This window comes from Pseudomonas sp. G5(2012), from assembly GCF_000408945.1.
GTDB classification, from domain to species: Bacteria; Pseudomonadota; Gammaproteobacteria; order Pseudomonadales; family Pseudomonadaceae; genus Aquipseudomonas; species Aquipseudomonas umsongensis.
The window spans coordinates 13637-39180 of the sequence record NZ_APIO01000003.1; the positions used below are offsets into that span (position 1 = coordinate 13637).

Here is a 25544-nt window from a genome sequence, read left to right on the forward strand (position 1 = left end):
AATTCGGTCACCTGGTGGGAGCGAGCCTGCTCGCGAAGAGGCCAGTCCAGACGCCAAAACTCTTAGGCCAGTTCCGCCACCTTCGCCGCCTTCACCTGCGCCTCCCGCGCCTGCGCATCGGCCAACCGATACAATTCGATCGTGCCATCCCAATGTTCGATCAACGCGGTGCACGACTCCACCCAATCACCACAATTGAGGTAATCCACCTCGCCGACCTTGCGGATCTCGGCATGGTGAATATGCCCGCACACCACCCCATGCAGCTCGCGCTTGACGCACTCATGGGCAATGGCCTCTTCAAAATCACTGATGAAGCTGACCGCGGTCTTGACCTTGTGCTTGAGGTACGCCGACAGCGACCAGTAACCGTAGCCATATCGGGCGCGCCAATGGTTGAGCCAGCGGTTGAGGGTCAGGGTGAATTCGTACGCTGAGTCGCCAAGAAACGCCAGCCAGCGGTGATAGCGAGTGATCACGTCAAACTGATCGCCGTGGATCACCAGCAGGTGCCGGCCATCGGCGGTCACGTGCACCGCTTCGTCCACCAACTGGATATTGCCCAGGATCAGTTTCGAATAACGGCGCAGGAATTCGTCGTGGTTGCCGGTGACGTAGATGACCTCGGTGCCGCGCTTGCTCATGGTCAACAGGCGCCGGATCACATTGGTGTGCGCCTGGGGCCAGTACATGCCGCCGCGCAGTTTCCAGCCGTCGATGATATCGCCGACCAGGTAGATCTTGTCTGCGTGATAGCCCTTGAGAAACTGCGACAGGTGCTCGGCCTGACAATCGCGCGTGCCCAGGTGCACGTCGGAAATCCACAAGGTGCGCACACGTTGCTTACGACTGGGTTTGGCGAGCTCGGCGCTGGTCATGGGCGACCCTCAGGACAAGTTTTGGCAAGCTTGAACCGGTCGGGTTAATGACCCATGACAATGGCAAGTCAGTCCTGTGACAGCGCGCGCAAGCCGTGTCGGTGTAGACTGGGCCCTGACTCATCAACCCTGCAATGAGAGCCTGTAACGAAAGCTTGTAACGAGAACCGCGATGAGACCGATCCTTACCCTGCGCCATTACACCCATGACCTGATCGTCCACAGCCACGAGCACGCGCAATTGGTGTTCGGGCTGTCGGGTGCGCTGGATTTCGAGGTCGACGGGCGTGGCAGCCAGGTGGTCCAGCAAAGCTTCGTGGTGATTCCCTCCGGTTTTCACCATGCCTGCGGCAGCCCCAATGGCAGTCGATGCCTGGTCCTGGACGTGCCCGGCGATCAATGGCTTGGCCAATCCCTGGGCGATCATGCCGATGCCAGTCGGCGCCTGCTCGACAACGCCGGTCGCTTGTCGCTGGATGCGGGACAGAGCCAACTGGTCGAATGGCTGGCCAACAGTCAGGTCGATGACCCGGTGATCGCTCAACAGGGCGCGGTGCTATTACTGGCCAGCCTCAACAACACCAGGCCGGACCCGGTTGGTGGCCGGCGCCTACCCTACGCCGCGTTGAATGCGCACATTGACCAATACGCCGCCTACCCGCTGCAAGTCGCCGACTTGGCCCGCGTAGCCGGTCTTTCCAGCGCGCGTTTGCATGCGCGGTTCGTGGCCGAATGCGGGCAGACGCCGATGGAATACATCCGCAGCCGACGCTTGCACAAGGCCATGAGCTTGCTGCGCCATTCGGCGCTGCCTATTGGCGAGATTGCCTGTCGGGTCGGCTACAGCTCCCAAAGCGCCTTTGCCGCTGCAGTGCTGCGCGAGTTCGGCGCATCGCCCGGTAAGCTGCGGCGCGAGGCTGGCGACAAATAACGCGAGTCTGGCGACAGACACAGCGCCAGCGGGCGCGGTTAAATGACCGTGCTCACTTCCTCAAGGATTGCCATGACTCCCCGTACCGCCCTGGGCGCCCTGCATATCGGCGCATTGATGTTCGGCTTGACCGGCGTGTTCGGCAAACTTGCCGTCGCCTCTGCGTCAATCATCGTCTTCGGCCGGGCGGCGTTCGCGGTGCTGGCGCTGGCGTTCTTTGCACGCTTCGCCAGCCAGACCCGCTGGCAGAAACTCGAAGCCGTGGATGTGCGCCGACTGTTGCTCAGCGGTTTGCTGCTGGCCGGGCACTGGGTGAGCTTCTTCGTTTCGGTGAAGATCGCTGGCGTGGCCATCGCCACCCTGGGCTTTGCCAGCTTCCCGGCCTTTACCGTGATCCTTGAAGGGCTGATTTTCCGCGAGCGCATCCGCGCCAATGAAATCCTGCTGGTGGCACTGGTCAGTGTCGGGCTGGTGCTGGTCACGCCTGAGTTCGACTTGGGCAGTGGCGCCACCACCGGCCTGCTCTGGTCGATCGCCTCGGGCCTGCTGTTTTCCCTGTTGTCGCTGACCAACCGCGCCAGCTCCGCGCGCATCCCGCCGGTGCAGGCGGCGTTGTGCCAGAACGTGGTGGTCGGATTGTGCCTGCTACCGGCAGCGGCCCCCCACCTGAGCGAAGTGCGAGCCATCGACTGGCTGTGGATCGGCCTGCTCGGGGTGTTCTGCACCGGCGTTGCCCATAGCCTGTTTGTCGCCAGCCTGGCGGTGATCAAGGCGCGGACCGCTGCGGTGGTCTTCGCCCTTGAGCCGGTTTACGGGATCACCATGGCCTGGCTGTTATTCAATGAAAACCCGACCCTGCGCATGCTGCTTGGCGGCGCATTGATCATCGTCGCGATCATGGTGTCCAGCAGGCTTTCCAGCGGATCAGGCAAGAAAGCCGTTGCTGCGGAGGCGGTGTCTCACTGAGTGGTGCGATCGTTGTGGCCCAGGTCGCGGTCCGGATCGATCTGGTCGCGGACTCGCTGCTTGAGCACCTTGGCCTCGGGGAAACCGCCGTCTGCCTTGCGCTCCCAGAGCTGCACCTGATCACAGAAAATGTGAAAGACCCCGCCCGTGCCGGGCACCAGCGACACCTTGCCCAGGTCATCGCCAAAAGTGCTGAGCAGTTCCTGGGCCAGCCAGGCCGCACGCAAAAGCCACTGGCATTGGGTGCAATAGGTGATGACGATTTCCGGTTTGCTGGTGGTCATGATCGGCGCATTTCCTGAAACGGAGGGGACGACCATGATAACGGTCGTTATTGCCCGCGAAGAACGATAACGCGGTTTGGCAATTACACCGCAGCGCCTGGTTCGCCAGCAAGCCTGGCTCCTACGGGTTATCTGTTGGTTCGAAGGCTTTCGTCAAGGGAAGCGGGCTCGATGGTCCATTCGATTTCAGGTTCGGGTAACGCAGGCGCTTCGCAGGGCTGGATGTTTTCCATCGGGCCCAAATCCCAATTCGTATCCATCGACAAATCATCCAGATTCAACTGGAACTCCTCGGTGGGTGGCGGCTGCGAGGATGCTGCCGGGGCCAAGACCGTCGATGTAACGAGCGCGACCGGCGCAAGAGTGCGCGATTGAGGAGAATCCACGCGCACTTCCTGAAATGTCGGCCCAGCGTGCATTTCGGGTGGACTAGCCTGGGGGTGATGTGGTGATGGCTCTGGTGAAACCTGATCCTGCTGTCGTTGACGACGTCCCCATGCAAGCAGCAGCGCCACGGCCAACAGCGTCACAAACCCCAACATCCATAGCCAATTCACCCTTGGTTCCTCAACCACGACCGGCGCTGGCGCCACGGCAACCGGCGCAGCTGGCTCTGTCGGTGCCTGCTCGACCTCGGCCAATCGGGTTTGCAACTCGGCCACCTGCTTTTTCTCAACGGCGATTTGCTCGTCCTTTGCCTGTAGCTTCCCGTTAAGCTCATCGATGGTTGCCTGCATCTGCTGGTTGTGCAGGACTCTGGCGGCCAGTTGTTCAGCCAGGGGATTCGTTTCCGGGGCGGCGACAGGCGTCGCCGGCTGCACACTCGGAAATGCAGAAGCAGAACGATCCGGCGGCGGTTCATCGTCAATCGGCGCAATGTCCGCGGCGCCCGGAGGATCGATGAGCACGGTGTACTCGCGCAACAAGCGGCCATTGGGCTGGTCGAGCTGAACGAGAAAATCCAGGTAGGGTTCCTTCACCGGTTTGCTGGAGCTGACCCGGATCAGGCTGCGATCGCCTCGCAGGATGGGCGTGAATTTCAGGTCGTTGAGGAAAAACACACGCTCGACCCCGGCGCGGCTGAACTCGTCAGCCGTTGCCAGGCGGACCGACAACTCGCCCTCTTCCAGTCCGGCAGCATCCACCAGGGCGATGTCAGCGCGCAGCGGCTGATTCAAGGCCGAATGAAGGGTGATTTCACCCAGGCCCAACGCCGGCACCCAAGCCGAGTACGTGACGGCGGCACTGGCCAGCAACAGCCTGGCACCATACCGTACAACCAACAGCCGACTCTTGAGCATGAACATCCCTTAGGTAACCAAAAACCAATCTGCACGTGTTCGCGCATCCGGTACGAACACGATATTGCCGAGTAGTTCTTATAGTCTGCCCAATGCGCTCACTAAAAAGTCTGACGGGAAGCTTTGTCTCAGGATTTTTCGAGGTTGGCCAGAATGTGCCCATGAACCCGCATGCAGACCTTTACATCGGCCTCATCGACACCCTCGAAGAGTTCATGTCGCAGTTGGGTGGCAATGGTTTCAATTTGTTCGATCAGGGGAAGCGCCGGGGCACACAACACGATTTTTTTCGCCCGACGGTCTTCTACCACCGCCTGACGTTGCACCAGGCCCTGGCCTTCCAGGCTGTCGAGCAACCGAGCCAGGGTCGGTCCCTCGACACCGACGCTTTGCGCCAGCTCACGCTGGGTCGGGGCCTGTTCGAAGCGCGCCAGGTGCAGCAGCACCAGCCAGCGGGCCTGGGACAACCCCAGGCCGGCAAGACGACGGTCAAGCTCGGCACGCCAGCCACGCGACATCTGGGCCAGTTGCATGCCAAAACGGTGTTGATCGGTCAACGGCATAAAACACTCATGATCAGACTGAAATTAGGGAAATACTAATAATTAGTCAGCTAAGCATGAGCCTTGGCTGGAGGCAAGGCTTGTTCTGTACTGAATCGTTACATCAGCGGGACCGGGCGCTCAAAGTTCAAATTCGGACTGCAGGGCGGCGCGAATACAGTACAAAACCCCTTCCGGCACCCGACCGGCAAACAGCGCGGAAATTTCCGACACAGGTGGCAGTTCGCCCTCACCGTCGAGGAACGCATCCTGGACTTCGCCCATCAAGTCCTCCGGTAGATCCAGCGCCTGTTCCAGTGACAGCTGCTGTTTGCCAATGGCTTCGGCGAGCATGGTGTAGACGTTCTTTTCCGAGCATTGCAGCTGCCCGGCGATCTGCAACGGCGTCATGCCGGCACGCGCCAGGGAGATCAGCTCGTGGCGTAGGTCTGCCACCACTTTCGGTGCTTCGGCCTGGCCACCGAGGACTTCGAGGAAAGCCTCGCCATAACGCTCCAGCTTGCGCGCACCGACGCCACTGACACGGGCCATTTGCGCCAGCGAGGTGGGCTGGCTGCGCAGCATTTCCAGCAAGGTCGAGTCGGGAAAAATGACGTACGGCGGTACGCCATGTTCTTCGGCCAACTTGCGGCGCAGGGCACGCAGGGCTTCCCACTGTTCGCGCTCTTCGCCCCGGACGAGCTGGCTCGCCTGGCTCTTGCTGCTCTTGGCTGTGGTTTGCGCCTTCAGGTCGCGACGCAGCTCCAGGGTCACTTCGCCTTTGAGCAATGGCCGGCACGTGTCGCTCAGGCGCAGGCCGCCATAGCCTTCCAGATCGATGTCGGCCAGGCCACGGGCGACCAACTGGCGGAACAACGAACGCCACTCGCCTTCGGCCATCGCCTTGCCGACTCCGTACACCGAGAGGTGCTGATGCCCGAAGTTGCGCACCTTTTCGTTGTCCTTGCCCAGCAAGACATCCACCAGGTGTCCGACACCGTAGCGCTGGCCTGTCCGGTAGATCGCCGACAGCGCCTGGCGGGCGGGCTCTGTGGCGTCCCAGGTTTGCACGCCGTCGACACAGTTGTCGCAATGCCCGCAGGGCTCGGGCATTTCTTCGTCAAAGTAGGCCAGCAATGTCTGGCGACGGCAGCGGGTTTCCTCGCACAGCGACAGCATGGCATCGAGCTTGTGTTGCTCCAGACGCTTGTGGCGTTCGTCGCCTTCGGAGTTCTGCAACATTTGCTTGAGCATCACCACATCTTGCAGGCCGTAGGCCATCCAGGCGTCGGCCGGCAAACCGTCACGGCCGCCGCGTCCGGTTTCCTGGTAATAGGCCTCAAGCGACTTTGGCAAGTCGAGGTGAGCGACAAAGCGCACGTTGGGTTTGTCGATGCCCATGCCAAAGGCCACGGTCGCGACCATGATCAGGCCTTCCTCGTTGAGGAAGCGCTTCTGGTTGTGAGCGCGCAGATCGTTGGGCAGGCCGGCGTGATACGGCAGCGCCGGGAAACCTTGTTCAGTGAGGAACGCGGCCACTTCCTCGACTTTCTTGCGCGACAGGCAATAGACGATGCCGGCATCGCTGCGACGCTCGGCGAGAAACGCCAACAACTGCTTGCGCGGCTGTTCCTTGGGCACGATGCGATAAAAGATGTTCGGCCGGTCGAAGCTCGAAAGGAAGCGCTCGGCGTCCTGCAGGTGCAGGCGTGTGACGATCTCTTCGCGGGTCCGCTTGTCGGCGGTGGCGGTCAGGGCGATGCGCGGGACGTCGGGGAACAGTTCCGCCAACTGGCCCAATTGCAGGTATTCCGGTCGAAAGTCATGGCCCCATTGGGACACGCAATGGGCTTCGTCGATGGCGAACAGCGAGATATCCAGCCCTTGCAGGAAGCTCAGCATGCGCGGCTGGACCAGACGCTCGGGTGCGAGGTAGAGCATTTTCACCTCGCCGCGCCGGATCCTTGCCGCCAGGTCACGCTGTTGTTCGGCACTGAGCGTTGAGTTCAATGCCGCGGCGGCCACACCGAGCTCTTCGAGGGTCGCGACCTGATCGTCCATCAGCGCGATCAACGGCGAAACCACGACCGCCAGGCCATCGCGCAGCAGCGCCGGCACCTGGAAGCACAGGGATTTACCCCCCCCGGTAGGCATCAGGACCAGGGCATCGCCGCCACTGGCCACGCGCTCAATGATTGCACCCTGGCGGCCACGGAAACTGTCGTAGCCGAAGATGTCCTTGAGGACGCGCTGAGCCTGTTCGAGCATAAAAACTCCAAAAATCACCGAAACATCCCTGCAAGGCTGGTACAGGACCCGCAACTTTGCACCGACAAATAGTAAGTACAGATTGCATGACGCTGTGTATTCGAGCCGCGAAGCCAGCAGGGCATCACAAAACGCGCGAGTATACCCGACCCCTGTCCGGCAAAGGGCGCCACTGAGAAGAGGGAATCAACATGAGTTCTATGTAGGAGCTGCCGCAGGCTGCGATCTTTTGATTTTGTTTTTTTGCAAGCAAGATCAAAAGATCGCAGCCTGCGGCAGCTCCTACGGGAAATGCGGTGTCCATTAGGGTGCAAATATGCCGTGCGGCTGGCCCAAGCGCTCAAGAAGGCCTAGAATTCCCGCATCGAATATTCCCCAAGGTAGCCCTTTAATGTCCTTCGCTGAGCAACTAACCCGCCTGCAAGTCTTCCTCGACGCCGATGAACTGCATGACGAGGCGCTGGACTACGTGGCCGCCCACGGCTACCTCACCGCGCTGTCGATCTGTTCCGAAGTCGTTCCCGATCGTGAATGGATCGATGCCCTCTTCGCTGAAGAGCCGCATTACAGTAGCGAAGCCCAGCGCGAAGAGATCGAAGCCACGCTGATCGGCCTTAAAGCCCACATCGCCCGTCAACTGGCCTCCGATGAAGAGTTCGAGCTGCCGTGCGACCTGGACCTGGGCGAAGACCCGGACGATTCCGACCTGCGCGGCTGGTGCATCGGTTTCATGGAAGGCGTATTCCTGCGCGAAGAAGCCTGGTTCGAAACCGCCGAAGACGAAGTCAGCGAAATGCTGCTGCCGATCATGGTCGGTTCGGGCCTGTTCGACGAGCAACCGGAATTCTCCGACATTGCCGCGGACGCCAACCTGATGGACGACATGATCGTGCAGATCCCGGAAGCCCTGACCGCGCTGTACCTGCTGTGCAACGCACCGGACGAGAAACCGGCGATCCTCAAGCCACGTCACCACTAAGGTTTTGCCTATGGACAACCCCATAGGCAACCGCTCCCTGATGTTGCGCTACGTGCTGCTGGCTATCGGCTGGCTGAGCGTAGCGCTGGGGGTGCTCGGGATTTTCCTGCCGGTGTTGCCCACCACGCCCTTCCTGTTGCTGGCAGCAGCCTGCTTCGCCCGCAGTTCTCCGCGTTTCTATCATTGGCTGGTGGGGCACCCGCGGCTCGGGCCGTGGATCCGTGACTACCTCGAGGGTAACGGCATTCCGCTCAAGGGCAAGGTCTACGCCATCGGCCTGATGTGGACCAGCATCCTGTTCTCCTGCTACCTGGTGCCAATGCCTTGGGCCCGAGGGTTCATGCTGACCAGTGCGGTGTTGGTGACCCTGTACATCCTTCGGCAGAAAACCCTGCGTAAATCCTGACGGCTACTCCCCCGCCCAAGGGTCGACGCCTACCCAACCACCACCTAGACTTCATCTCTCTGCATTCGAGCAGCCAGGCATGCCACGAAGTCCGGGTGGTCCAGAATGGTCAACATTCCGACTTCGGTTTGGCGCATGGCTGTTGCTGGTCAGTTTTCCTTTGGTTGTACCTGGCAGTGCCTGGCCCCGCTGGGATTTCGCGCAGATCGCGCAAACCGCCGAAAAGCGTTATGCCCGCCTGGGACCGACACAGGGACGTATCCAGTCCTGGAGTGAAATGCTGCAAGGCGAACGCAACCTGCCCGAGCAGGAGCAATTGAAGGCGGTGAATCGCTACTTCAACCAGCAGCTGGATTTCCAGGACGATGCTCGCATCTGGCACCAGAATGATTACTGGGCCACGCCGGTCGAGGCGCTGATCAAGGCCGCCGGCGATTGCGAAGACTACGCCCTGGCGAAATATTTCAGCCTGCGCCAGCTGGGCATTCCCAGCGACAAGCTGCGCATTACCTATGTGAAGGCCCTGAACCAAAACCAGGCGCACATGGTGCTGACTTATTACAGCAGCCCCGGCGCCGAACCGCTGGTGCTCGACAACCTGATCGGCGAAATTCGCCCCGCTTCGCAGCGCAAGGACCTGTTGCCGGTGTATGCGTTCAACGCCGAAGGCCTGTACCTGCCCGGCAAGCCTGGTAACCAGCGCAGCGGCGACTCGAAAAAGTTGTCTCGCTGGCAAGATGTCTTGCAAAAAATGCAAGCCGAAGGATTCGCCGTGGGCGACGGTTAGCCGCCACGCCAAGGAGCGCTTGATGAAACTGCGCAACCAGTTGTTTCTCGCCATCTGCCTGTTCTTGCTGGTGGCCTTCAGCGGCAGTTTTTATGCCAGCCTGGAAAGTTCTCGCGAGCAGACGCTTGGGCAGTTGCGCGCCCACGCCCAGGACGCCGCAACCGCCCTGGGCCTGACCTTGACCACACAAATCGACGACCCGGCCATGATGGAGTTGATGGTCAGTTCGATTTTCGACAGTGGCTATTTCAGCGATATCCGCGTCACCCACCTCGAGAATCGGCAGGTGTTGGTGCAGCGCAGCAACCCTGAACAAATCGATGGCGTGCCTGGCTGGTTCGTCAACCTGGTTAATTTGCGTCCCGAGGGTGGCGATGCACTGATCACCCGGGGCTGGCAACAGGTGGCGCGGGTCGAAGTGTTGAGCAATCCACAATTCGCCCTGGCCAAACTCTGGGACAGCACACTGGGCAGTCTTGTCTGGCTGCTGCTCTGCGGGCTGCTCAGTGCGGTGTTTGGCGGCTGGTTGCTGCGTCGACAATTTCGTCCGCTCGACAGCATGGTCCGCCAGGCCGAAGCCATCAGCAAACGCGAGTTTCTCAGCTTGCCGACGCTACCACGCACACCGGAATTGAAACGTGTAGTGCTGGCGATGAACCAGATGGTCGAGAAACTCAAGACGCTGTTCGCCGAAGAGGCTGCGCGCAGTGAAAAACTGCTCAACGAATCCTATCAGGACAGCCTGACAGGGCTGGCCAACCGGCGATTGCTCGACGAACAACTGGCCGATCAATTACTGGTCACCGAGCAAAATGGCGACGGTCACCTGCTGATGCTACGGCTAAACGACCTGGCCGGCCTCAATCAACGCCTCGGCGGGCAGCGCACCGATGCGTTGATCCGCGCGGTCGGCGAATTGCTCAAGCGCCTGACTCAAGTTCCGCAGCGTCGCACCTGGCTGGCAGCACGCAATCGCGGGGGCGAATTCAGCCTGCTGGCACCGGACCTCGATACCGAGGATGCAACACGCCTGGCCGCCGAGATCAGCGCCACCCTGGAGAACCTGCGCCTGACCGGTGAAAGTGATTGCATGCCCGTCGCCCATCTGGGCATCGTCGCCTTCCACCCCGGCGATCCGGCAAGCCACGTACTGCATCAACTGGACCAGGCACTGAACGAAGCCCGGCAGCATCCCGAGCGCCCCTGGGCCGTGTTGGGCCGTAGCGACAGTGCGCCAAAGCTGGCACAACAGCACTGGCATGCCTGGCTCGACGACGCCCTGAACGAAGGTAAACTGCAGTTGTATTTCCAACCGGTGGTGCAATGCGCCGACACCCACCAGGTGCTGCATCACAAAGTCCTCGCACGCCTGCTCGATCCACAGGGCGAAGCGATTGCCGCCGGCCAGTTCTTGCCGTGGATCGAGCGTTTTGGCTGGTCGGCGCGATTCGACCTGGCGATGCTTGAAGCCACCCTCGAATACCTCATCATCAACCGTTTGCCCCTGGCGTTGAGCCTGTCCGGCAGCACCTTGCGCGATCAGGCGCAGGTGCAACTGATCCTCGACATGCTCGAATCCCTGCCGGAACTGGCGCCCTTGCTGACCCTGGAAATCGATGAGCGCCAACTGCCGCCGCCGGACCAGTTGCAACGCTTGAGCCACAGCCTGCTCGACACCGGTTACCGTATCGGGTTGCAGCATTTTGGCGGTCATTTCAGCCAGATTGGCAACCTCACTCAACTGGGATTGGCGTACCTTAAAATCGACGGGGCCTATATCCGTGGCATCGATGAGGAGACCGACAAACAGTTGTTCATCGAGGCGATTTGCCGCACGACCCACAGCATCGACTTACCCTTGATAGCCGAGAGAGTGGAAACCCAAGGCGAGCTGGAAACGATCAAGGCACTGGGGGTACATGGCGTGATGGGGCGTTTGATCGGACAGCCGCTGCCGATGTGATTTGCAAAGGTTCGCACACAGAAAAAACCGCAGCCCCTTGCACAGGGACTGTGGTTTTTTGGGCTTATCCCCTGTAGGAGCGAGCATGCTCGCGATGATCTCAAGTGCACCGCGTGCATCCAGGATCCCCGCGTCATCGTTGACGTCCATAGCGAGCATGCTCGCTCCTACAGGGATATCGGCGTTCAACCAGTTTTTCATTGCGGTTTCAGGTCACACGGTATCCACCTTCAGCGAGTGGTCATTGAGCATACCGTTGATGATGGTGGCCGTGTCCGCGCCGCCGATGACCCCGCCCGCCCCCGGCGTCACCCCATAGTGACTGGCCAGGTTGACACCCGCCAGGTCGATGGTCTGGTTCGGCGCCGCGCCAGCCATGGCACTGACGTCGATGCTGGTCACCAGAGAAGCGCCGCTGCCGCTGACGGTGAAGTGCAGGTAGTCATCCAGTGAGGCGGCGGTACTGTTCTCCCCTTGCAGCAGTTGCGACAAGTCGAGCTTGTCGGCCCCCGGCGTAAAGTCGGTGATGACGTCGTGGCCGCTGTTGCCGTTGAGCCACTGGAAGGTATCGGCGCCGCTGCCGCCGGTCAGGGAGTTGTTGCCCAACCCGCCGATCAGGAAGTCGTCGCCACCCTCGCCGTTGAGCACGTCGTTGCCCAGGCCGCCGGTGATGAGGTTGCCGTTGTTGTCTCCCGTGAGGGCATCATTGAAGTTGGAGCCGGTCAGGTTTTCGATGGCGGTCAAGGTGTCAGTGCCGGCACCGAAGGTGTCCTGTGCGCCGGTCTCGCCGAGATTGACCGTGACGCCGGCAGTGGCGTGGGCATAACTGGCGGTGTCGATGCCCGTACCACCATCGAGCAGATCGTTGCCAAGGCCGCTGTAGAGCAAGTCATTGCCGTCACTGGCATGGATGATGGCGTCGCCATTGCCGGCTACCAGCGTGTCATCCCCCGCTGTCCCGGTGAGGGTGTGGCCATCCTGGTAGCTGATGTCGCTGCCGCCATGGTTATCGCTGGCGCTGTAGGTGTCATGGTTGTCGGGTGCCATGTCGTGGGCCCCGGAGTAATCGACGGTCAGCTTCAACTGGTAGTTTTCAGCATCGCTAGCACTTGGGTCCGGACCATCAGGGAGGCTGGTGACGTGGATGTGATAGGTTGCATCCGTCGTCGCCGTAATGGTCTGGCCGTCAGCGACGGCGACGTAAGCGCCATCGTTGATCGAGTACTCCATGCTGACGTGGCCGGCGGCGAGATTGTGATCCAGGTTGAGGGTTTCGCCCTGTTTGAGATTGACGGTGATCAGGTCATGGTCGTGGTTGCCGTTGACTGACCCCAGCGCTCCGCTGACCACCAGCACTGCGGTCATGGCTGCCGTATTGGCGACGAACGCACTGCGGGCAATGGCGGCATTGCTGCCGGTCAGGCTGTAGATCTGTTGGGTCCCGGTAAAGTCCGCGCCTTTGGCTATCAGGTCCTGACCGTCCTGGTTCAGGGTTTTGGCGTAGACGGTCACGTCGCTGTCGCAGGACGGCACGAGGCTGCTGTTGTGCACGTCGATGGTGATGGTGGTGGTGCTTTCGTCACCGTCGCCATCGCGCAGGGTGTAGGTGAACACGTCGCTCGCACCCGGGCCGCTGACCGAGTTCGGGTAGCTGTGGTACAGCGCATTACCCGCCGCGTCCAAAGTCAGGTAGCCGTAGGTGCCGTTGATCTGGCTGTTCAGGCCGCCATGCACCGGGGTTGAGGTGTCATCGCCGGCACGCACACCGACCACGCCGCCGCCGGCGAACTGGCCATCGGCTCCTACGTGGTCGTTCCACAGCACATTGCCGCCGATGTAGCCGCCCTCTCCCACCGAGGTGGCATCGGCGATAGCGGTCGGTACGTCATCGACGATGTTGACCACGATGGTGCTGGTGGCGATGTTGCCCAGGGCGTCGGTGGCCTGGTAGGTAAAACTTTCGTGCAGGGTGTTGGCGCCATCGTTGGCAGCCGGCGTGGTGCTGGCCGGGCCGGCCAGGGTGTAGGTGTAGCTGCCGTCGGGGTGCAGCAGCAGTTGGCCGTAGGTGCCGATGGCGTTGCTGACCAGGCTGTAGGTGATGGCGCCGCTGCCGCCATGGACCGCACCGACCAGGGTGCCACTGGCGATTTCGCCGGTGTTGCACGGCTGGGCCAGGGCATTTTCGTACACGGTGACGTCCTGATCGCTGGCTGCGACCAGGCAGCTGTTGTGCACGTCGATGATGATGGTGGTGGTGCTTTCGTCACCGTCACCGTCACGCAAGGTGTAGGTGAACACGTCGCTCGCACCCGGGCCGCTCACTGAGTTCGGGTAGCTGTGGTACAGCGCGTTGCCCGCGGCATCCAGGGTCAGGTAGCCGTAGGTGCCGTTGATCTGGCTGTTCAGGCCTCCATGCACCGGGGTCGAGGTGTCCCCGCCTGCACGCACGCCGACCACGCCGCCGCCGGCGAACTGGCCGTCGGCCCCCGCGTTGTCGTTCCACAGCACATTGCCGCCGATGGAGCCGCCCTCTCCCACCGAGGTGTGGTCGATGTTAGCGGTGGGCATGTCATCGACGATGTTGATCACGATGGTGCTGGTGGCGACATTGCCCTGGGCATCTGTGGCCTGGTAGGTGAAGCTTTCGTGCAGGGTGTTGCCGCCGTCGTTGGCCTGCGGCATGGTGCTGGCCGGTGAGGTCAGGGTGTAGGTGTAGCTGCCGTCGGGGTGCAGCAACAGCTGGCCGTAGGTACCGATGGCATTGCTGAGCAGGCTGTAGGTGATGGCGCCGCTGCCGCCATGGACCGCGCCGACCAGGGTACCGCTGGCGGTTTCGACCGGGCTGCTCGGCTGGCTGCCATTCACGTTGCCGGGGGCCAGGTCCTGGCCGTCCTGGTGCAGGTCCAGGGCTTTTTCGTAGACGGTCACGTCGTGGTCGCTGGTCGCCACAAAGCAACTGTTGTGCACGTCGATCGTGACGGTGGTGGTGCTTTCGTCACCGTCGGCATCGCGCAGGGTATAGGTGAACACGTCGCTCGCACCCGGGCCGCTGACCGAGTTCGGGTAGCTGTGGTACACGGCGTTGCCCGCGGCATCCAGCGTCAGGTAGCCGTAGGTGCCGTTGATCTGGCTGTTCAGGCCGCCATGTACCGGGGTCGAAGTGTCATCGCCGGCACGCACGCCGACCACGCCACCGCCGGCGAACTGACCATCGGCTCCTACGTGGTCGTTCCACAGCACATTGCCGCCGATGTAGCCGCCCTCTCCCACCGAGGCTATATCGGGAGTAGCGATCGGCACGTCATCGACGATATTGATCACGATGGTGCTGGTCGCAACATTGCCCTGGCTGTCGGTGACCTGGTACGTGAAGCTTTCGTGCAGGGTGTTGGCACCATCGTTGACCTGCGGCATGGTGCTGGCCGGTGAGGTCAGGGTGTAGGTGTAGCTGCCGTCGGAGTTCAGCAGCAGTTGGCCGTAGGTGCCGATGGCGTTGCTGAGCAGGCTGTAGGTGATGGCGCCACTGGCACCATGGACCGAGCCGACCAGGGTGCCGCTGGCGGTTTCACCGGCGCTACTCGGCTGGCTGCCATTCACGCTGCCGGGGGCCAGGTCCTGGCCGTCCTGGTGCAGGTCCAGGGCTTTTTCGTAGACGGTCACGTCATGATCGCTGGCCGCCACCAGGCAGCTGTTGTGCACGTCGATGGTCACGGTGGTGGTGCTTTCATCACCGTCGGCGTCGCGCAGGGTGTAGGTGAACACATCGCTCGCGCCCGGGCCGCTCACCGAGTTCGGGTAGCTGTGGTACACGGCGTTGCCTGCGGCATCCAGCGTCAGGTAGCCGTAGGTGCCGTTGATCTGGCTGTTCAGGCCGCCCTGCACCGGGGTCGAGGTATCTGCGCCGGCGCGCACGCCGACCACGCCACCGCCGGAGCCATCGGCACCGCCGACGTCATTCCACAGTACGTTGCCGGTGACAGTGCCACCCTCCACCACCGAGGTCGCATCGGGTTTGGCGGTCGGCAAGTCGTCGACGATCTTGACGTTGATTTCCCCACGCGCCTCGCTGCCGTCGGCATCGATGGCGATGACCTCGAAGTTCTCGCTGACGCTGTTGGCGCCGTCGGCGTTGGGGTGGGCCTCGGTGTAGTTCAGGGTGTAGCTGTAGCTCACCACGCCGGTGGCCGGGTCAAAGCCGGTGACGGTCAGGGTGCTGCCCAACCAGGTACTGCCGGAGATCGGCAAGGGCTGCACCACGCCACCGCTGATGATCGAGACGCCGGAAATGCTCAGGCTCTGCAGGCCGTCCGGGGCGATGACGGTGAAGGTCCCGTGCTGGGTCAGCGCCGGGGCATCGGGGTCGCTGCCGTACATGAGGTTTTTTTCGTAGACGGTCAGTTCGCCGCCTGCGACGTCCAGGCCGCCGAGGGTCACCCCGTCATCGTTGTTGTGCACGTTCAGCACCAGGTTGGCAGTACTGGTATCGCCGTCGGCGTCGGTCAGGGTGTAGGTGAAGGTCTCGGTGCCATTGCCGCCCGCGTGCAAGGCCTTGAAGTCGGCATCGCCGGGATTGAGGGTATAGGTGTAGGTGCCATTGGCGTTGAGCACCAGGGTGCCGTAGGTGCCGATGAACGTGCCGGGGGTGATTGGGCCGCTGTTGGGTCCGATCGCTACACGGTCGGCACCTTGCACGTCATTGCCCAGGACGCTGCCTTCGAGGGTGAGTCGGGTTTCCGAGGCGGTGTCGAGGTTGTTGTCATCGTTCGCCTTGGGCATGTCGTCGACGATGGTGACGTCCAGGGAACCGGTGGCGGAGTCGCCATTGCTGTCACCGGCAATCACGGTGAAGTGTTCGCTGAGTTGAGTGCCGTCGCCGCTCGAATGGTTTTCGTTGTCGTTGAGGGTGTAGCTGTAACTCACTACGCCTGTTGTTGGGTTGTACCCGGTGATGGTCAGGGTGCTGCCCAGCGGCGTGATGATCGACTGCGGAAAACCGTTGGCTACGCCAGCGCTGATCACGGCGATCCCACCGATGCTCAGGCTGGTCAGCCCGTCAGGCGCCGTGACGGTGAAGGTGCCGTTCTGGGTCAGTGCGGCGGGATTGCTTGCCGAACCGTCAGGCAGGTTGGCTTCGTTGACGGTCAGTTCACCACTCTCCACTGACAGACCATCGAGGATGACCGGATGGTTCACCGGTGGCGTGATGACCGGGGGCAAGACTTCAGGTGGCGTGACGACAGGTGGCGTGACATCCGGTGGTATGACGGCTGGCGGCGTGACCTCCGACGATGGGACTTCGGGCAGTGTGACCACTGGCGGTGTAATCAGCGGCGCAGGCTCAGCGTTGTCAGAGTTGTTATCGCCGTCGTGCCGTGCAAGCGGGAACTCTGGAATGCCATTGAACCCGGCGGTGGGGAAGCCAATGGTCGGCTCGACCCGCCCCCCGACTTCCTCGAGCATGACGAAACTGTGGCCCCCACCCTGTGCTCCATCGGCAGGTTCGGTCGAACCCGGGCCGGCCGCCGTCGCTTCGGCGGTCTGGGTTGGGTCGTCACCGGCGGCGATGGCTTTTTGCAATTGCTCGACATCGGTCAACTGTGCCTGGCTCGGAGTCGTCGCTTCAGCCGTCTCCACATGGGGCGACGAATGCGCCAACAACTGGGCGGTCATTTGCAGGCTACTGCCGCGACCCAGCGTCAGTTCCTGGCCATTTTGCAGATGCACCGCCACTGCGCCTTCGGCCCCGGTCACCAGTTGATCGCCGGCAAACAACCGGTCCCCCTCGATCAACACTCGACGGGTGCCGTCACCCGCCACCGCGAAGACCTGACCGATAACCTTGCTGACGATACCGATGAGCGTAGCCATGTGCATTCCCTCCGCTGCCAACGCTTTGTCGGCACCCTGTCTGAATGCGGAGAACATGCCTGTGGGCTCAATTGGATTCCCTGGCGAATTGTGTGCGCTGTCCGCGATCTCGATAAACCCTTTGCAATCAATGGCATTGGGCTAGCCGCCTCTACAACGTCATCCACCAGCGTTGCGTAACAGTCCTGAATCACATTGGCGACAAAAAACCGTCACCCCAGTCTGCGCCGCATCCCTCCCCTCCAGCACCTCTCCGTCCTTTTTCGATAATTGGACTTGAACTTTCCTTAAGCCCTGATGATCGCCATAAGGCACATAAATCAAGGGCTTTCGCAGTGAACAATGTGCTGGATTTGGCAGAGTACATAAGTTTTTTTTGGCATAAGTCTTATGAGAAAAACTTCTTAGGTTCGCCTCAAAATGTTCTTAGCTCTCTTGTTACAAGCATGAAACGGTTTTACCTATAAATGTCGTCAAATAATTGGCGACTCATAAAGCATCATTAGGATTCAGGGAGATGAACCATGCGTCTTTTAAACCCCCTCTGCAGCGCGGTTCTGCTGGCGATTGCCTGCGGTACCCAAGCGCATGCAATGTCACTGACGGAAGCGATCCAGAGCACTATCGCCACCCACCCGGAGCTTGCATCGCGGGTGGACAGCCGTCTGTCGGCTGATGAAGATGTGAAGGTCGCCAAGGGGGGCTTTTATCCATCGGTGGACCTCAATGCCGCGTACGGGCGCGGGTACAGCGACAACACCAACACCCGCGCGTTGGGTAATCACCACACCGAAATCCTCAATTACACCCAATCAGAACTGCGCCTTCGTCAAATGCTCTTCGATGGGTTCAACACCGCCAACGAAGTCGAGCGGACCAAGGGCGTCGTCAACTCCCGGGCGTACTACGCCCAAGGCACCGCCCAGGACCTGGCCCTGCGCACCGCCGAGGTTTACCTCGAAGTGCTCAAGCGCCGTGAACTGGTGACCCTGGCCAAGAACAACCTGCAAGCGCACCTGCGAGTCAACGACCAGATCGGCATGCGCACCCAGCGGGGGATCGGCAGCACCGCCGACGCCGACCAATCCACTGCCCGTCGGGCACTGGCGGAAAACAACCTCGACACCGCCGAAGTCGATTTGGCCGATGCCGAGTCGAACTTCGCCGCCGTCGTCGGGCGCCTACCCGATGAACTGGAAGCCCCGCCGTCGATCCGCGGCGAGGTGCCAGCCTCCCTGCCGGATGCCCAGCAAAGCATGGTGGAGAACAACCCCTACCTGAAATCCGCCCAGGCCGACGTGCAATCAGCCGAGAGCCAGTACGAAGTCGCCAAGTCGCCGTTCTACCCGCGCTTCGACGCCGAAGCCGCGGTGGGCGCGAACAACAACATCGCGGGCGAAGAAGGCCATGACAACGAGTGGCGGGGCGGGGTGGTGATGAACTACAACCTGTTCCGCGGCGGCAGTGACAAGGCGCGCCTGCAGTCCGATGCCCACAAGATCAATCAGGCGATGGACATTCGCAACAACGCCCTGCGCCAGCTCAACGAAAACATCCACCTGGCCTGGAACGCGATGGTCAACGCCAAGAAGCAAACCCCGACCGCCCGCGAGTATGCCGAAACCAGCCGACGCGTACGCGTGGCGTATCAGGATCAGTTCGGCCTCGGCCAACGGACCCTGCTCGACCTGCTGGACAGCGAAAACGAGCTTTACAACGCCAATCGCCGCTACACCGAAGTACGCTACACCGAGGAGTTTTCGATGTACCGGGTGCTGGCGAACATGGGTCAGTTGCTGAGCAAACAGCGCGTGGTGCTGCCGGCCGATGCAATCGCCCAGGCCGAAGTGAAAAGCGAAGCTCGCCTGCCTGAACTCAAATAACCCCCTGTAGGAGCTGCCGCAGGCTGCGATCTTTTGATCTTTTCTTTCTTAAAATCAAAGTCAAAAGATCGCAGCTTGGGGCAGCTCCTACGGGCTGATGTGCAGGTATCTATGCAATTACCGGAGCGATCAATGTGACCAGCATGGAAACCGCCAACACCGGTGTCGATCCACGCCTGAGCTTCGATGACCCGCTTCTTGACGGTCTGTTGATCCTCTGCAAACTCCACGGCGCGACGGTCAGTCGCGCCAGCCTGAGTGCCGGGCTGCCTATGGCACACCAACGCCTGAGCCTGGACCTGCTGCCCCGCGCAGCGGCCCGGGCCGGATTGCAGGCGCGCCTGTTGCGCCGCGACCTCAAAGACATCTCTGCACTTAACCTGCCAGTGTTGCTGTTGCTCAACAACGGTCGTACTACCGTGCTGCGCCGCTTTGGCGAGGATGGCCGGGTCCTGGTTTTGCCCAGCGAAGCCGATGGCGGCGAACAATGGACCACGACGCAAGAGCTTGCCGGGCATTACAGTGGCCAGGCGCTGTTCGCCCGGCCACGGCATGAACTCGAAGACCTTCGTTCACCGCTGGTGCCACGGGTAGAGGCGTGGTTTCGCGACACCCTGAAGCTGTCGAAATGGTTGTACAGCGACGCGATCCTGGCGAGCTTCCTGATCAACCTGCTGGGGCTGATGGTGCCGCTGTTCGTGATGCAGACCTACGACCGCGTGGTGCCGAACCAGGCCACCTCGACCCTGTGGGTGTTGTCCATCGGCCTGCTGATCGGCACCGGTTTCGAACTGGTGCTACGGGTGGTGCGCGCGCATCTACTGGACACTGCCGGCAAGAAAACCGACGTGATTCTCTCGGCGACCCTGTTCGAACGCATCACCGGCATGGCGATGAAAGCCAAGCCTGCGACCATTGGTGGCTTCGCCCAGAGCATTCACGATTTCCAGGGCCTGCGCGAGTTCCTCACCGCCGTCACCCTCACCAGCCTGATCGACCTGCCCTTCGCACTGCTGATGCTGGTGGTGATCGGCCTGCTGGGTGGCTGGCTGGTGGTGATTCCGCTGCTGGCGTTTCCGATCACGATCATTTTCGCCATGATCATTCAGGCGCGCTTGCGTGACACCGTGCAGAAAAGCCTGGCCCTGGGCGCCGAACGCCAAGCCCTGCTGATCGAAACCCTGGGCGGCCTGGAAACCCTCAAGGCCTGCAGCGCCGAAAGCGAACGCCAGCACAAATGGGAAAGCACCCACGGCGCCCTCACCCGCCTCGACAGCCACGCGCGCAATCTCTCGGCGCTGGCCACCAATGGCACGCTGTTCATCCAACAGTTTTCCGGCATGGCCACCATCGTCGCCGGGGTCTACAGCATCATCGCCGGCAACCTCAGCGTCGGTGCGTTGGTAGCGACCTACATGCTCGGCAGTCGCGTCCTGGCGCCGCTGGGGCAAATCGCCGGCCTGATCACCCGCTACCAGCAAGCGCAACTGACCATGAAAAGCACCGACGCGCTGATGTCCCTGCCCCAGGAGCGCGATGCCAGACAACGGCCGCTGGAACGCACACAACTGCAAGGCGCCCTGGATGTCGTCGGCGTGACCTTCCACTACAACGGCCAGAACGCCCCGGCGCTGGCCAATGTCAGTTTCAGCGTGAAACCCGGCGAACGGATTGGCATCATCGGTCGCAGCGGCTCCGGCAAAAGCACCCTGGCGCGCCTGGTGATGGGGTTCTACGAACCGGCGCAAGGCCAATTGCTGCTCGATGGCCTGGACCTGCGCCAACTGGACGTCGCCGACCTGCGCCATCAGATCGGTTACGTTGCCCATGACCTGCCGTTGCTGGCCGGCAGCCTGCGTGACAACCTGACCCTGGGCGCGCGCTACATCAGTGACGCACGCATGCTCGAAGTGGCTGAACTGACCGGCGTCACCGAACTCGCCCGGCAACACCCGCAAGGCTTCGACCGCCCGGTCGGCGAGCGTGGGCAACTGCTGTCCGGTGGTCAACGCCAAGCAGTATTGCTGGCCCGCGCTTTATTGCTCGACCCACCGATCATACTGCTCGACGAGCCCACCAGTGCCATGGACAACAGCAGCGAAGACGCCTTGCGGCAAAAACTCCACGCCTGGGTCCAGGGCAAGACCCTGCTGCTGGTGACCCATCGCACCTCGATGCTCAGTCTGGTCGATCGCCTGGTGGTACTGGACAACGGGAGGATCGTCGCCGACGGCCCGAAAGAAGCGGTCATCGATGCACTGCGCAAGGGCCGTGTCGGCTCTGCGGCCGTCTAGGAGTCGCCTATGCCTGCTTCATCGAATGCATCGAAAGCACGTGGCTACTTTGACAGTTTCGGCAAAAGTGCCGAAGCCGAGTACATGCCGGAAACGGCTGGCGCCGCTCTACAGGACTCCCCACGCTGGTCGCGGATCACCGTGTGGCTCGCCGCCGCGTTGCTGATCAGCGCTTTGGCCTGGGCCAAGTTCGCGGTACTGCAGGAAGTCACCATGGGCGAAGGCAAGGCGATTCCGTCGAGCAAGGTCCAGGTGATCCAGAACCTTGAGGGCGGCATCGTCACCGAGATCTTCGTGCGTGAAGGGCAAATGGTGAACAAGGGCGATACCCTGCTACGCCTGGATGACACGCGCTACCTGTCGAACAAGGGCGAAAGCGAGGTCGATCGTTACGCGCTGACCGCTCAGGTCGAACGCCTGTCGGCCGAAGCCGAAGGACGGCCATTCAAGCTGTCGGAAGAGGTGATCGCCAAGGCGCCGCAAGTCGCCGAAGACGAACGCTCGCTGTACGAACAGCGCCAACGCCGACTGGCCAGCGAACAACGCACGTTGACCGAACAACTGCGGCAAAAAACCCAGGAACTGGCGGAGTTTCGTTCCAAAGCCGGGCAGTACGGCTCCAGCCTGGCGTTGGTCAACCAGGAGATGGCAATGTCCGAGCCCCTGGTCAAGACCGGCGCCGTGTCGCCGGTGGAGATCCTGCGGCTCAAGCGCAGCGCGGTGGAAATCCGCGGCTCACTGAACGCCACTACCCTGGCCATTCCCCGGGCGGAATCGGCCATTGCCGAGATCCGCAGCAAGATCGACGAGTCCGAACAGTCGTTTCGCTCGGATGCAGCGAAAGAGCTGAATGAGAAACGCACCGACTTGTCGAAAATCACTGCCTCGAGCATTGCCATCGACGACCGCGTGACCCGCACTACCGTGGCCTCGCCGGTCAAGGGCATTATCAAGCTGTTGAAGGTCAACACCATCGGCGGTGTGGTCCAGCCCGGCAGTGACATGGTGGAAATCGTACCGCTGGAAGACAACCTGCTGATCGAGGCCAAGGTTCGACCACAGGACGTGGCGTTCCTGCATCCGGGCCAGAAAGCCATGGTCAAGTTCAGTGCCTACGACTACACGATCTACGGTGGCCTGAGTGCCAAGCTGGAATTGATCGGTGCCGACACCATCACCGACGACAAGGGCAACAGCTTTTACCTGATCCAGGTGCGCACCGATAAAAACCACCTTGGCGGGGACGCGAAACCATTGCTGATCATTCCGGGGATGGTGGCGACGGTGGATATCATTACCGGGGAAAAGACGGTGCTGGACTACCTGCTTAAACCGGTGCTGAAAGCACGGACCGAGGCGATGCGCGAGCGCTAGCTAACGATCGTTCCCACGCTCTGCGTGGGAACAATCAGTGAGTGTGATTGCGTAGGAAAGTCTCCTCCCCCATCGCCGCAATCTGCCCCTCGATCAGTGCTTCAAACGGCTTGAGCAACGGCGCAAACGAGGTCGGCGCCTCTAGAGTTTCCAGCGCCTGCACTATCGCCTCCACCGTCGACAAAGCCCCGGGCCCTGGCGCCTTGCGCAGTCGATAGCGGGACACGCCACCCTCGGCCAGGGTTACCCTGGGCAGCGCCGCCAGCAACGGGTTCAAGTGCAACATCTTGCGCGCCTTGCGCCAGGTTCCGTCCGGGACCACCAGCAACAGCGGCTCATCGGATGCGGTATACGCCTGCATCGGATGCGCATCCTCGCCGGGAAACAACAACCGCGCCTGATAGCCCGTCTGACTTAATAACCTCGGCAGATCCTCGAACACCTCACCGACGATCAGCTCGGCGTTCTTCAACCCAAGCGCCGCCAACCGCGCGGTGTTCAGCGCATGGTTCACTTCGCTCGGGTGTTGCAGCAGCAACACTCGGGTGCGGCTGTCGAGGCTGGGGATCAGCGGGCACAGGCAATGGCTCTGAGGACGCAGGCAGCGGGGGCATTGAATTCTCGGCATCTTCTTCACGCCTGGTTGAGTTGTGCTTTGAGCAAATCGCGAAAGGTCTGGATCAACGGCTCGCGACTACGCCCCCGGCGCACGATCATCGAGAACGGAGCCTGATAACCGAAGGTCGCCGGCAGCAACACACGCAGGTCACCCTTGTCGGCCCACGCCTGGGCATAGTGTTCCGGCAAGTAACCGATGTAGGCGCCGGACAGCACCAGAATCAGCTGCGCCTCCATACTCTCCACGGTCGCGGCACTGTGCTTGAAGCCGTGACGGGCCAGCTCGGCCTGACTCCAGTAGCCTCGGCCGACCATACGTTGCTGGGTGATGACTTGCTCGGGAATGCGCCGTTCATTGAACAACGGGTGCCGCGTGCTGCAATACAACCAGTGCTGTTCGCGGTACAGCGGCATGTACACCAGACCGCTCATGCGCGTGGAAAACGCGCCGATGGCCAGGTCGAGGCGGTTGTCCTGCACACCCAGTTGCAGTTCATAGGGGCTCATCACCGACAAGTGCAAGTGCACCGCCGGGTGCTCCTGGCTGTAGGCGCCAATGGCTTCGGCGAACGGCAAGGCTTTGTCGCTGACCGTGGAGTCGATCACCCCCAGGTTCAGCGTGCCACGCAACTCGCCCTTGAGCGCGGCGGCGTATTGTTCGAAACCTTCGAGCTCACCTAGCAAACGCAGGGTTTCCTGATGAAACAGCTCACCCTTGCTGGTCAGGCTGAACCCGCCACGGCCGCGATGACACAGCACCAGCCCCAGGGCGGATTCGAGCTGGCTCATGTAGGTGCTGATGGCTGACGTCGAAAGGTTGAGCTCTTGCTGGGCGTTGGCGAAGCCCTGATGGCGGACCACGCTGACGAAAATGCGCAAAAGTTTCAGGTCGGGTAAAGCGTTGGCCATGGGGGCTCCGATTACAAAATAGCGCGTGATGCTCATGGCGATGGAGATCAACTGTGGGAGCGGGCTTGCTCGCGAAGGCGGTGTATCAGGCAACATTGATATCGACTGACACGACGCCTTCGCGAGCAAGCCCGCTCCCACATGGGTTGCGGCGTTCAACCTGTGAAGTCTATCTCTCCCACTTCCATTAGTTTAGAAAAATCTGAACTAAGTATTTGCCCGTAGCGATTCTTCCCGGCCACTACATTTCGCAGAATCGCTGCCACAAGGTTCGCCCGTGCCCTCCGTGAACGGCGAAACCCAATAAATAAAACAACGACGATGAGGCCTTACCCGTGGACAAGATTCTTCACCAACCACTGGGCGGCAACGAAATGCCGCGCTTCGGCGGCATCGCCACCATGATGCGACTCCCCCACGTACCGACCGCTGCAGGTCTGGACGCCGCTTTTGTCGGCGTGCCGCTGGACATCGGTACTTCCCTGCGCCCTGGCACCCGCTTCGGGCCTCGCGAAATTCGCGCTGAATCGGTGATGATTCGCCCGTACAACATGGCCACTGGCGCTGCGCCTTTCGATTCGCTGTCGGTTGCCGATATCGGCGACGTGGCGATCAACACCTTCAACCTGCTGGATGCCGTACGGATCATCGAAGAATCCTACGACAATATCCTCGAACACGATGTGATCCCCCTGACGCTGGGTGGCGACCACACCATCACCTTGCCGATCCTGCGTGCCATCCATAAAAAGCACGGCAAGGTCGGCCTGGTGCACATCGACGCCCACGCCGATGTGAACGATCACATGTTCGGCGAGAAAATCGCCCACGGAACCACGTTCCGTCGCGCCGTCGAAGAAGGCCTGATCGACCCGGACCGTGTGGTCCAGATCGGTCTGCGCGCCCAGGGCTACACCGCTGACGATTTCAACTGGAGCCGCAACCAGGGCTTCCGCGTGGTTCAGGCCGAAGAGTGCTGGCACAAATCCCTGGCCCCCCTGATGGCCGAAGTGCGCGAGAAAGTCGGCGGCGGTCCGGTGTACCTGAGCTTCGACATCGACGGTATCGACCCGGCCTGGGCACCTGGCACCGGCACCCCGGAAATCGGTGGCCTGACGACCATTCAGGCAATCGAGATCGTTCGTGGCTGCCAAGGCCTGGACCTGGTCGGTTGCGATCTGGTAGAAGTCTCGCCCGCTTACGACACCACCGGCAACACCTCGCTGCTGGCCGCCAACCTGCTGTACGAAATGCTCTGCGTACTGCCTGGTGTGGTCCATCGCTGAGTATCGG

The 25544-nt window shown here is 61.4% G+C and carries 18 protein-coding genes; 10 read left to right on the forward strand and 8 right to left on the reverse strand.

The window, feature by feature from the left end; translation table 11 throughout:
- Positions 1-62: 62 nt before the first annotated feature.
- Positions 63-878 carry a UDP-2,3-diacylglucosamine diphosphatase gene (locus PG5_RS01845; protein ID WP_020795381.1) on the reverse strand — a complete coding sequence of 272 codons (816 nt, stop codon included), beginning with the start codon at positions 876-878 and terminating at the stop codon, positions 63-65.
- Positions 879-1050: 172 nt separating this feature from the next.
- Here PG5_RS01845 and PG5_RS01850 point away from each other — a divergent pair, with 172 nt between their 5' ends.
- Both PG5_RS01850 and PG5_RS01855 read left to right on the forward strand, forming a co-directional pair.
- Positions 1051-1809: an AraC family transcriptional regulator gene (locus PG5_RS01850; RefSeq protein WP_020795382.1), complete on the forward strand. Its 759-nt coding sequence runs from the start codon at positions 1051-1053 to the stop codon at positions 1807-1809.
- 72 nt (positions 1810-1881) lie between these two features.
- Positions 1882-2775 carry a DMT family transporter gene (locus PG5_RS01855; protein WP_020795383.1) on the forward strand — a complete coding sequence of 298 codons (894 nt, stop codon included), beginning with the start codon at positions 1882-1884 and terminating at the stop codon, positions 2773-2775.
- Here PG5_RS01855 and PG5_RS01860 read toward each other — a convergent pair.
- From PG5_RS01860 to recQ, 4 genes are all read right to left on the reverse strand, one after another.
- On the reverse strand, positions 2769-3059 hold the full coding sequence (locus PG5_RS01860) for a SelT/SelW/SelH family protein (RefSeq protein WP_020795384.1): 291 nt from the start codon (positions 3057-3059) through the stop codon (positions 2769-2771). The two genes, PG5_RS01855 and PG5_RS01860, sit on opposite strands and share 7 nt — an antisense overlap.
- A 128-nt stretch (positions 3060-3187) precedes the next feature.
- Positions 3188-4360: a FimV family protein gene (locus tag PG5_RS01865; RefSeq protein WP_020795385.1), complete on the reverse strand. Its 1173-nt coding sequence runs from the start codon at positions 4358-4360 to the stop codon at positions 3188-3190.
- A 128-nt stretch (positions 4361-4488) separates the two neighbouring features.
- Positions 4489-4923 (reverse strand): MarR family transcriptional regulator, encoded by a 435-nt coding sequence (locus tag PG5_RS01870; RefSeq protein WP_020795386.1) that lies wholly within the window; start codon positions 4921-4923, stop codon positions 4489-4491.
- 120 nt (positions 4924-5043) lie between these two features.
- On the reverse strand, positions 5044-7170 hold the full coding sequence (recQ, locus tag PG5_RS01875; protein WP_020795387.1) for a DNA helicase RecQ: 2127 nt from the start codon (positions 7168-7170) through the stop codon (positions 5044-5046).
- A gap of 391 nt (positions 7171-7561) precedes the next feature.
- On the opposite strand from recQ, the gene PG5_RS01880 reads away from it, so the two are divergent.
- The 4 genes from PG5_RS01880 (at position 7562) to lapD (ending at position 11305) form a co-directional block, all read left to right on the forward strand.
- Positions 7562-8149, forward strand: a complete 588-nt coding sequence (locus PG5_RS01880) for a YecA family protein (RefSeq protein ID WP_020795388.1) — start codon at positions 7562-7564, stop codon at positions 8147-8149.
- Positions 8150-8159: 10 nt separating this feature from the next.
- Positions 8160-8555, forward strand: a complete 396-nt coding sequence (locus PG5_RS01885; RefSeq protein ID WP_020795389.1) for a YbaN family protein — start codon at positions 8160-8162, stop codon at positions 8553-8555.
- A 79-nt stretch (positions 8556-8634) separates the two neighbouring features.
- Entirely contained in the window at positions 8635-9342 is a 708-nt protein-coding gene (gene lapG / locus PG5_RS01890) for a cysteine protease LapG (RefSeq protein ID WP_042955209.1), read from the forward strand.
- A 22-nt stretch (positions 9343-9364) separates the two neighbouring features.
- Positions 9365-11305: a cyclic di-GMP receptor LapD gene (gene lapD, locus PG5_RS01895; protein WP_020795391.1), complete on the forward strand. Its 1941-nt coding sequence runs from the start codon at positions 9365-9367 to the stop codon at positions 11303-11305.
- Between the two features lie 213 nt (positions 11306-11518).
- Here the strand turns inward: lapD and PG5_RS01900 are convergent, their stop codons facing one another.
- Complete coding sequence (locus PG5_RS01900; protein WP_020795392.1) at positions 11519-17173, reverse strand: retention module-containing protein; 5655 nt, start codon at positions 17171-17173, stop codon at positions 11519-11521.
- A gap of 524 nt (positions 17174-17697) precedes the next feature.
- Here PG5_RS01900 and PG5_RS01905 point away from each other — a divergent pair.
- The 3 genes from PG5_RS01905 to PG5_RS01915 all read left to right on the forward strand — a co-directional run bounded on the left by PG5_RS01905 (position 17698) and on the right by PG5_RS01915 (position 22724).
- The gene (locus tag PG5_RS01905) at positions 17698-19056 is read left to right on the forward strand and encodes a TolC family outer membrane protein (protein WP_020795393.1); all 1359 of its coding nucleotides are present in this window, start codon (positions 17698-17700) and stop codon (positions 19054-19056) included.
- 134 nt (positions 19057-19190) lie between these two features.
- Positions 19191-21350, forward strand: a complete 2160-nt coding sequence (locus PG5_RS01910; protein WP_020795394.1) for a type I secretion system permease/ATPase — start codon at positions 19191-19193, stop codon at positions 21348-21350.
- Between the two features lie 9 nt (positions 21351-21359).
- Positions 21360-22724 carry an HlyD family type I secretion periplasmic adaptor subunit gene (locus tag PG5_RS01915; protein WP_020795395.1) on the forward strand — a complete coding sequence of 455 codons (1365 nt, stop codon included), beginning with the start codon at positions 21360-21362 and terminating at the stop codon, positions 22722-22724.
- Between the two features lie 34 nt (positions 22725-22758).
- Here PG5_RS01915 and PG5_RS01920 read toward each other — a convergent pair whose 3' ends face one another.
- Positions 22759-23352: a tRNA-uridine aminocarboxypropyltransferase gene (locus PG5_RS01920; RefSeq protein ID WP_020795396.1), complete on the reverse strand. Its 594-nt coding sequence runs from the start codon at positions 23350-23352 to the stop codon at positions 22759-22761.
- A 5-nt stretch (positions 23353-23357) separates the two neighbouring features.
- Positions 23358-24251, reverse strand: coding sequence for a LysR family transcriptional regulator (locus PG5_RS01925; protein ID WP_007984914.1), 894 nt, complete (start codon positions 24249-24251; stop codon positions 23358-23360).
- Positions 24252-24586: 335 nt separating this feature from the next.
- Here PG5_RS01925 and speB point away from each other — a divergent pair, with 335 nt between their 5' ends.
- Positions 24587-25537, forward strand: coding sequence for an agmatinase (speB, locus tag PG5_RS01930; RefSeq protein ID WP_008060136.1), 951 nt, complete (start codon positions 24587-24589; stop codon positions 25535-25537).
- The last annotated feature ends 7 nt before the right edge of the window (positions 25538-25544 follow it).

Excerpts from the sequence above, each read along its gene's own strand:
- PG5_RS01885 (WP_020795389.1), top strand. The coding sequence starts at position 8,160 with ATGGACAACCCCATAGGCAACCGCTCCCTGATGTTGCGCTACGTGCTG.
- recQ (WP_020795387.1), bottom strand. The coding sequence starts at position 7,170 with ATGCTCGAACAGGCTCAGCGCGTCCTCAAGGACATCTTCGGCTACGAC.
- PG5_RS01900 (WP_020795392.1), bottom strand. The coding sequence starts at position 17,173 with ATGGCTACGCTCATCGGTATCGTCAGCAAGGTTATCGGTCAGGTCTTC.
- PG5_RS01925 (WP_007984914.1), bottom strand. The coding sequence starts at position 24,251 with ATGGCCAACGCTTTACCCGACCTGAAACTTTTGCGCATTTTCGTCAGC.
- lapG (WP_042955209.1), top strand. The coding sequence starts at position 8,635 with ATGCCACGAAGTCCGGGTGGTCCAGAATGGTCAACATTCCGACTTCGG.
- PG5_RS01870 (WP_020795386.1), bottom strand. The coding sequence starts at position 4,923 with ATGCCGTTGACCGATCAACACCGTTTTGGCATGCAACTGGCCCAGATG.
- PG5_RS01860 (WP_020795384.1), bottom strand. The coding sequence starts at position 3,059 with ATGACCACCAGCAAACCGGAAATCGTCATCACCTATTGCACCCAATGC.
- PG5_RS01915 (WP_020795395.1), top strand. The coding sequence starts at position 21,360 with ATGCCTGCTTCATCGAATGCATCGAAAGCACGTGGCTACTTTGACAGT.
- PG5_RS01905 (WP_020795393.1), top strand. The coding sequence starts at position 17,698 with ATGCGTCTTTTAAACCCCCTCTGCAGCGCGGTTCTGCTGGCGATTGCC.
- PG5_RS01850 (WP_020795382.1), top strand. The coding sequence starts at position 1,051 with ATGAGACCGATCCTTACCCTGCGCCATTACACCCATGACCTGATCGTC.
- PG5_RS01865 (WP_020795385.1), bottom strand. The coding sequence starts at position 4,360 with ATGCTCAAGAGTCGGCTGTTGGTTGTACGGTATGGTGCCAGGCTGTTG.
- PG5_RS01920 (WP_020795396.1), bottom strand. The coding sequence starts at position 23,352 with ATGCCGAGAATTCAATGCCCCCGCTGCCTGCGTCCTCAGAGCCATTGC.
- PG5_RS01855 (WP_020795383.1), top strand. The coding sequence starts at position 1,882 with ATGACTCCCCGTACCGCCCTGGGCGCCCTGCATATCGGCGCATTGATG.
- PG5_RS01845 (WP_020795381.1), bottom strand. The coding sequence starts at position 878 with ATGACCAGCGCCGAGCTCGCCAAACCCAGTCGTAAGCAACGTGTGCGC.
- PG5_RS01880 (WP_020795388.1), top strand. The coding sequence starts at position 7,562 with ATGTCCTTCGCTGAGCAACTAACCCGCCTGCAAGTCTTCCTCGACGCC.
- lapD (WP_020795391.1), top strand. The coding sequence starts at position 9,365 with ATGAAACTGCGCAACCAGTTGTTTCTCGCCATCTGCCTGTTCTTGCTG.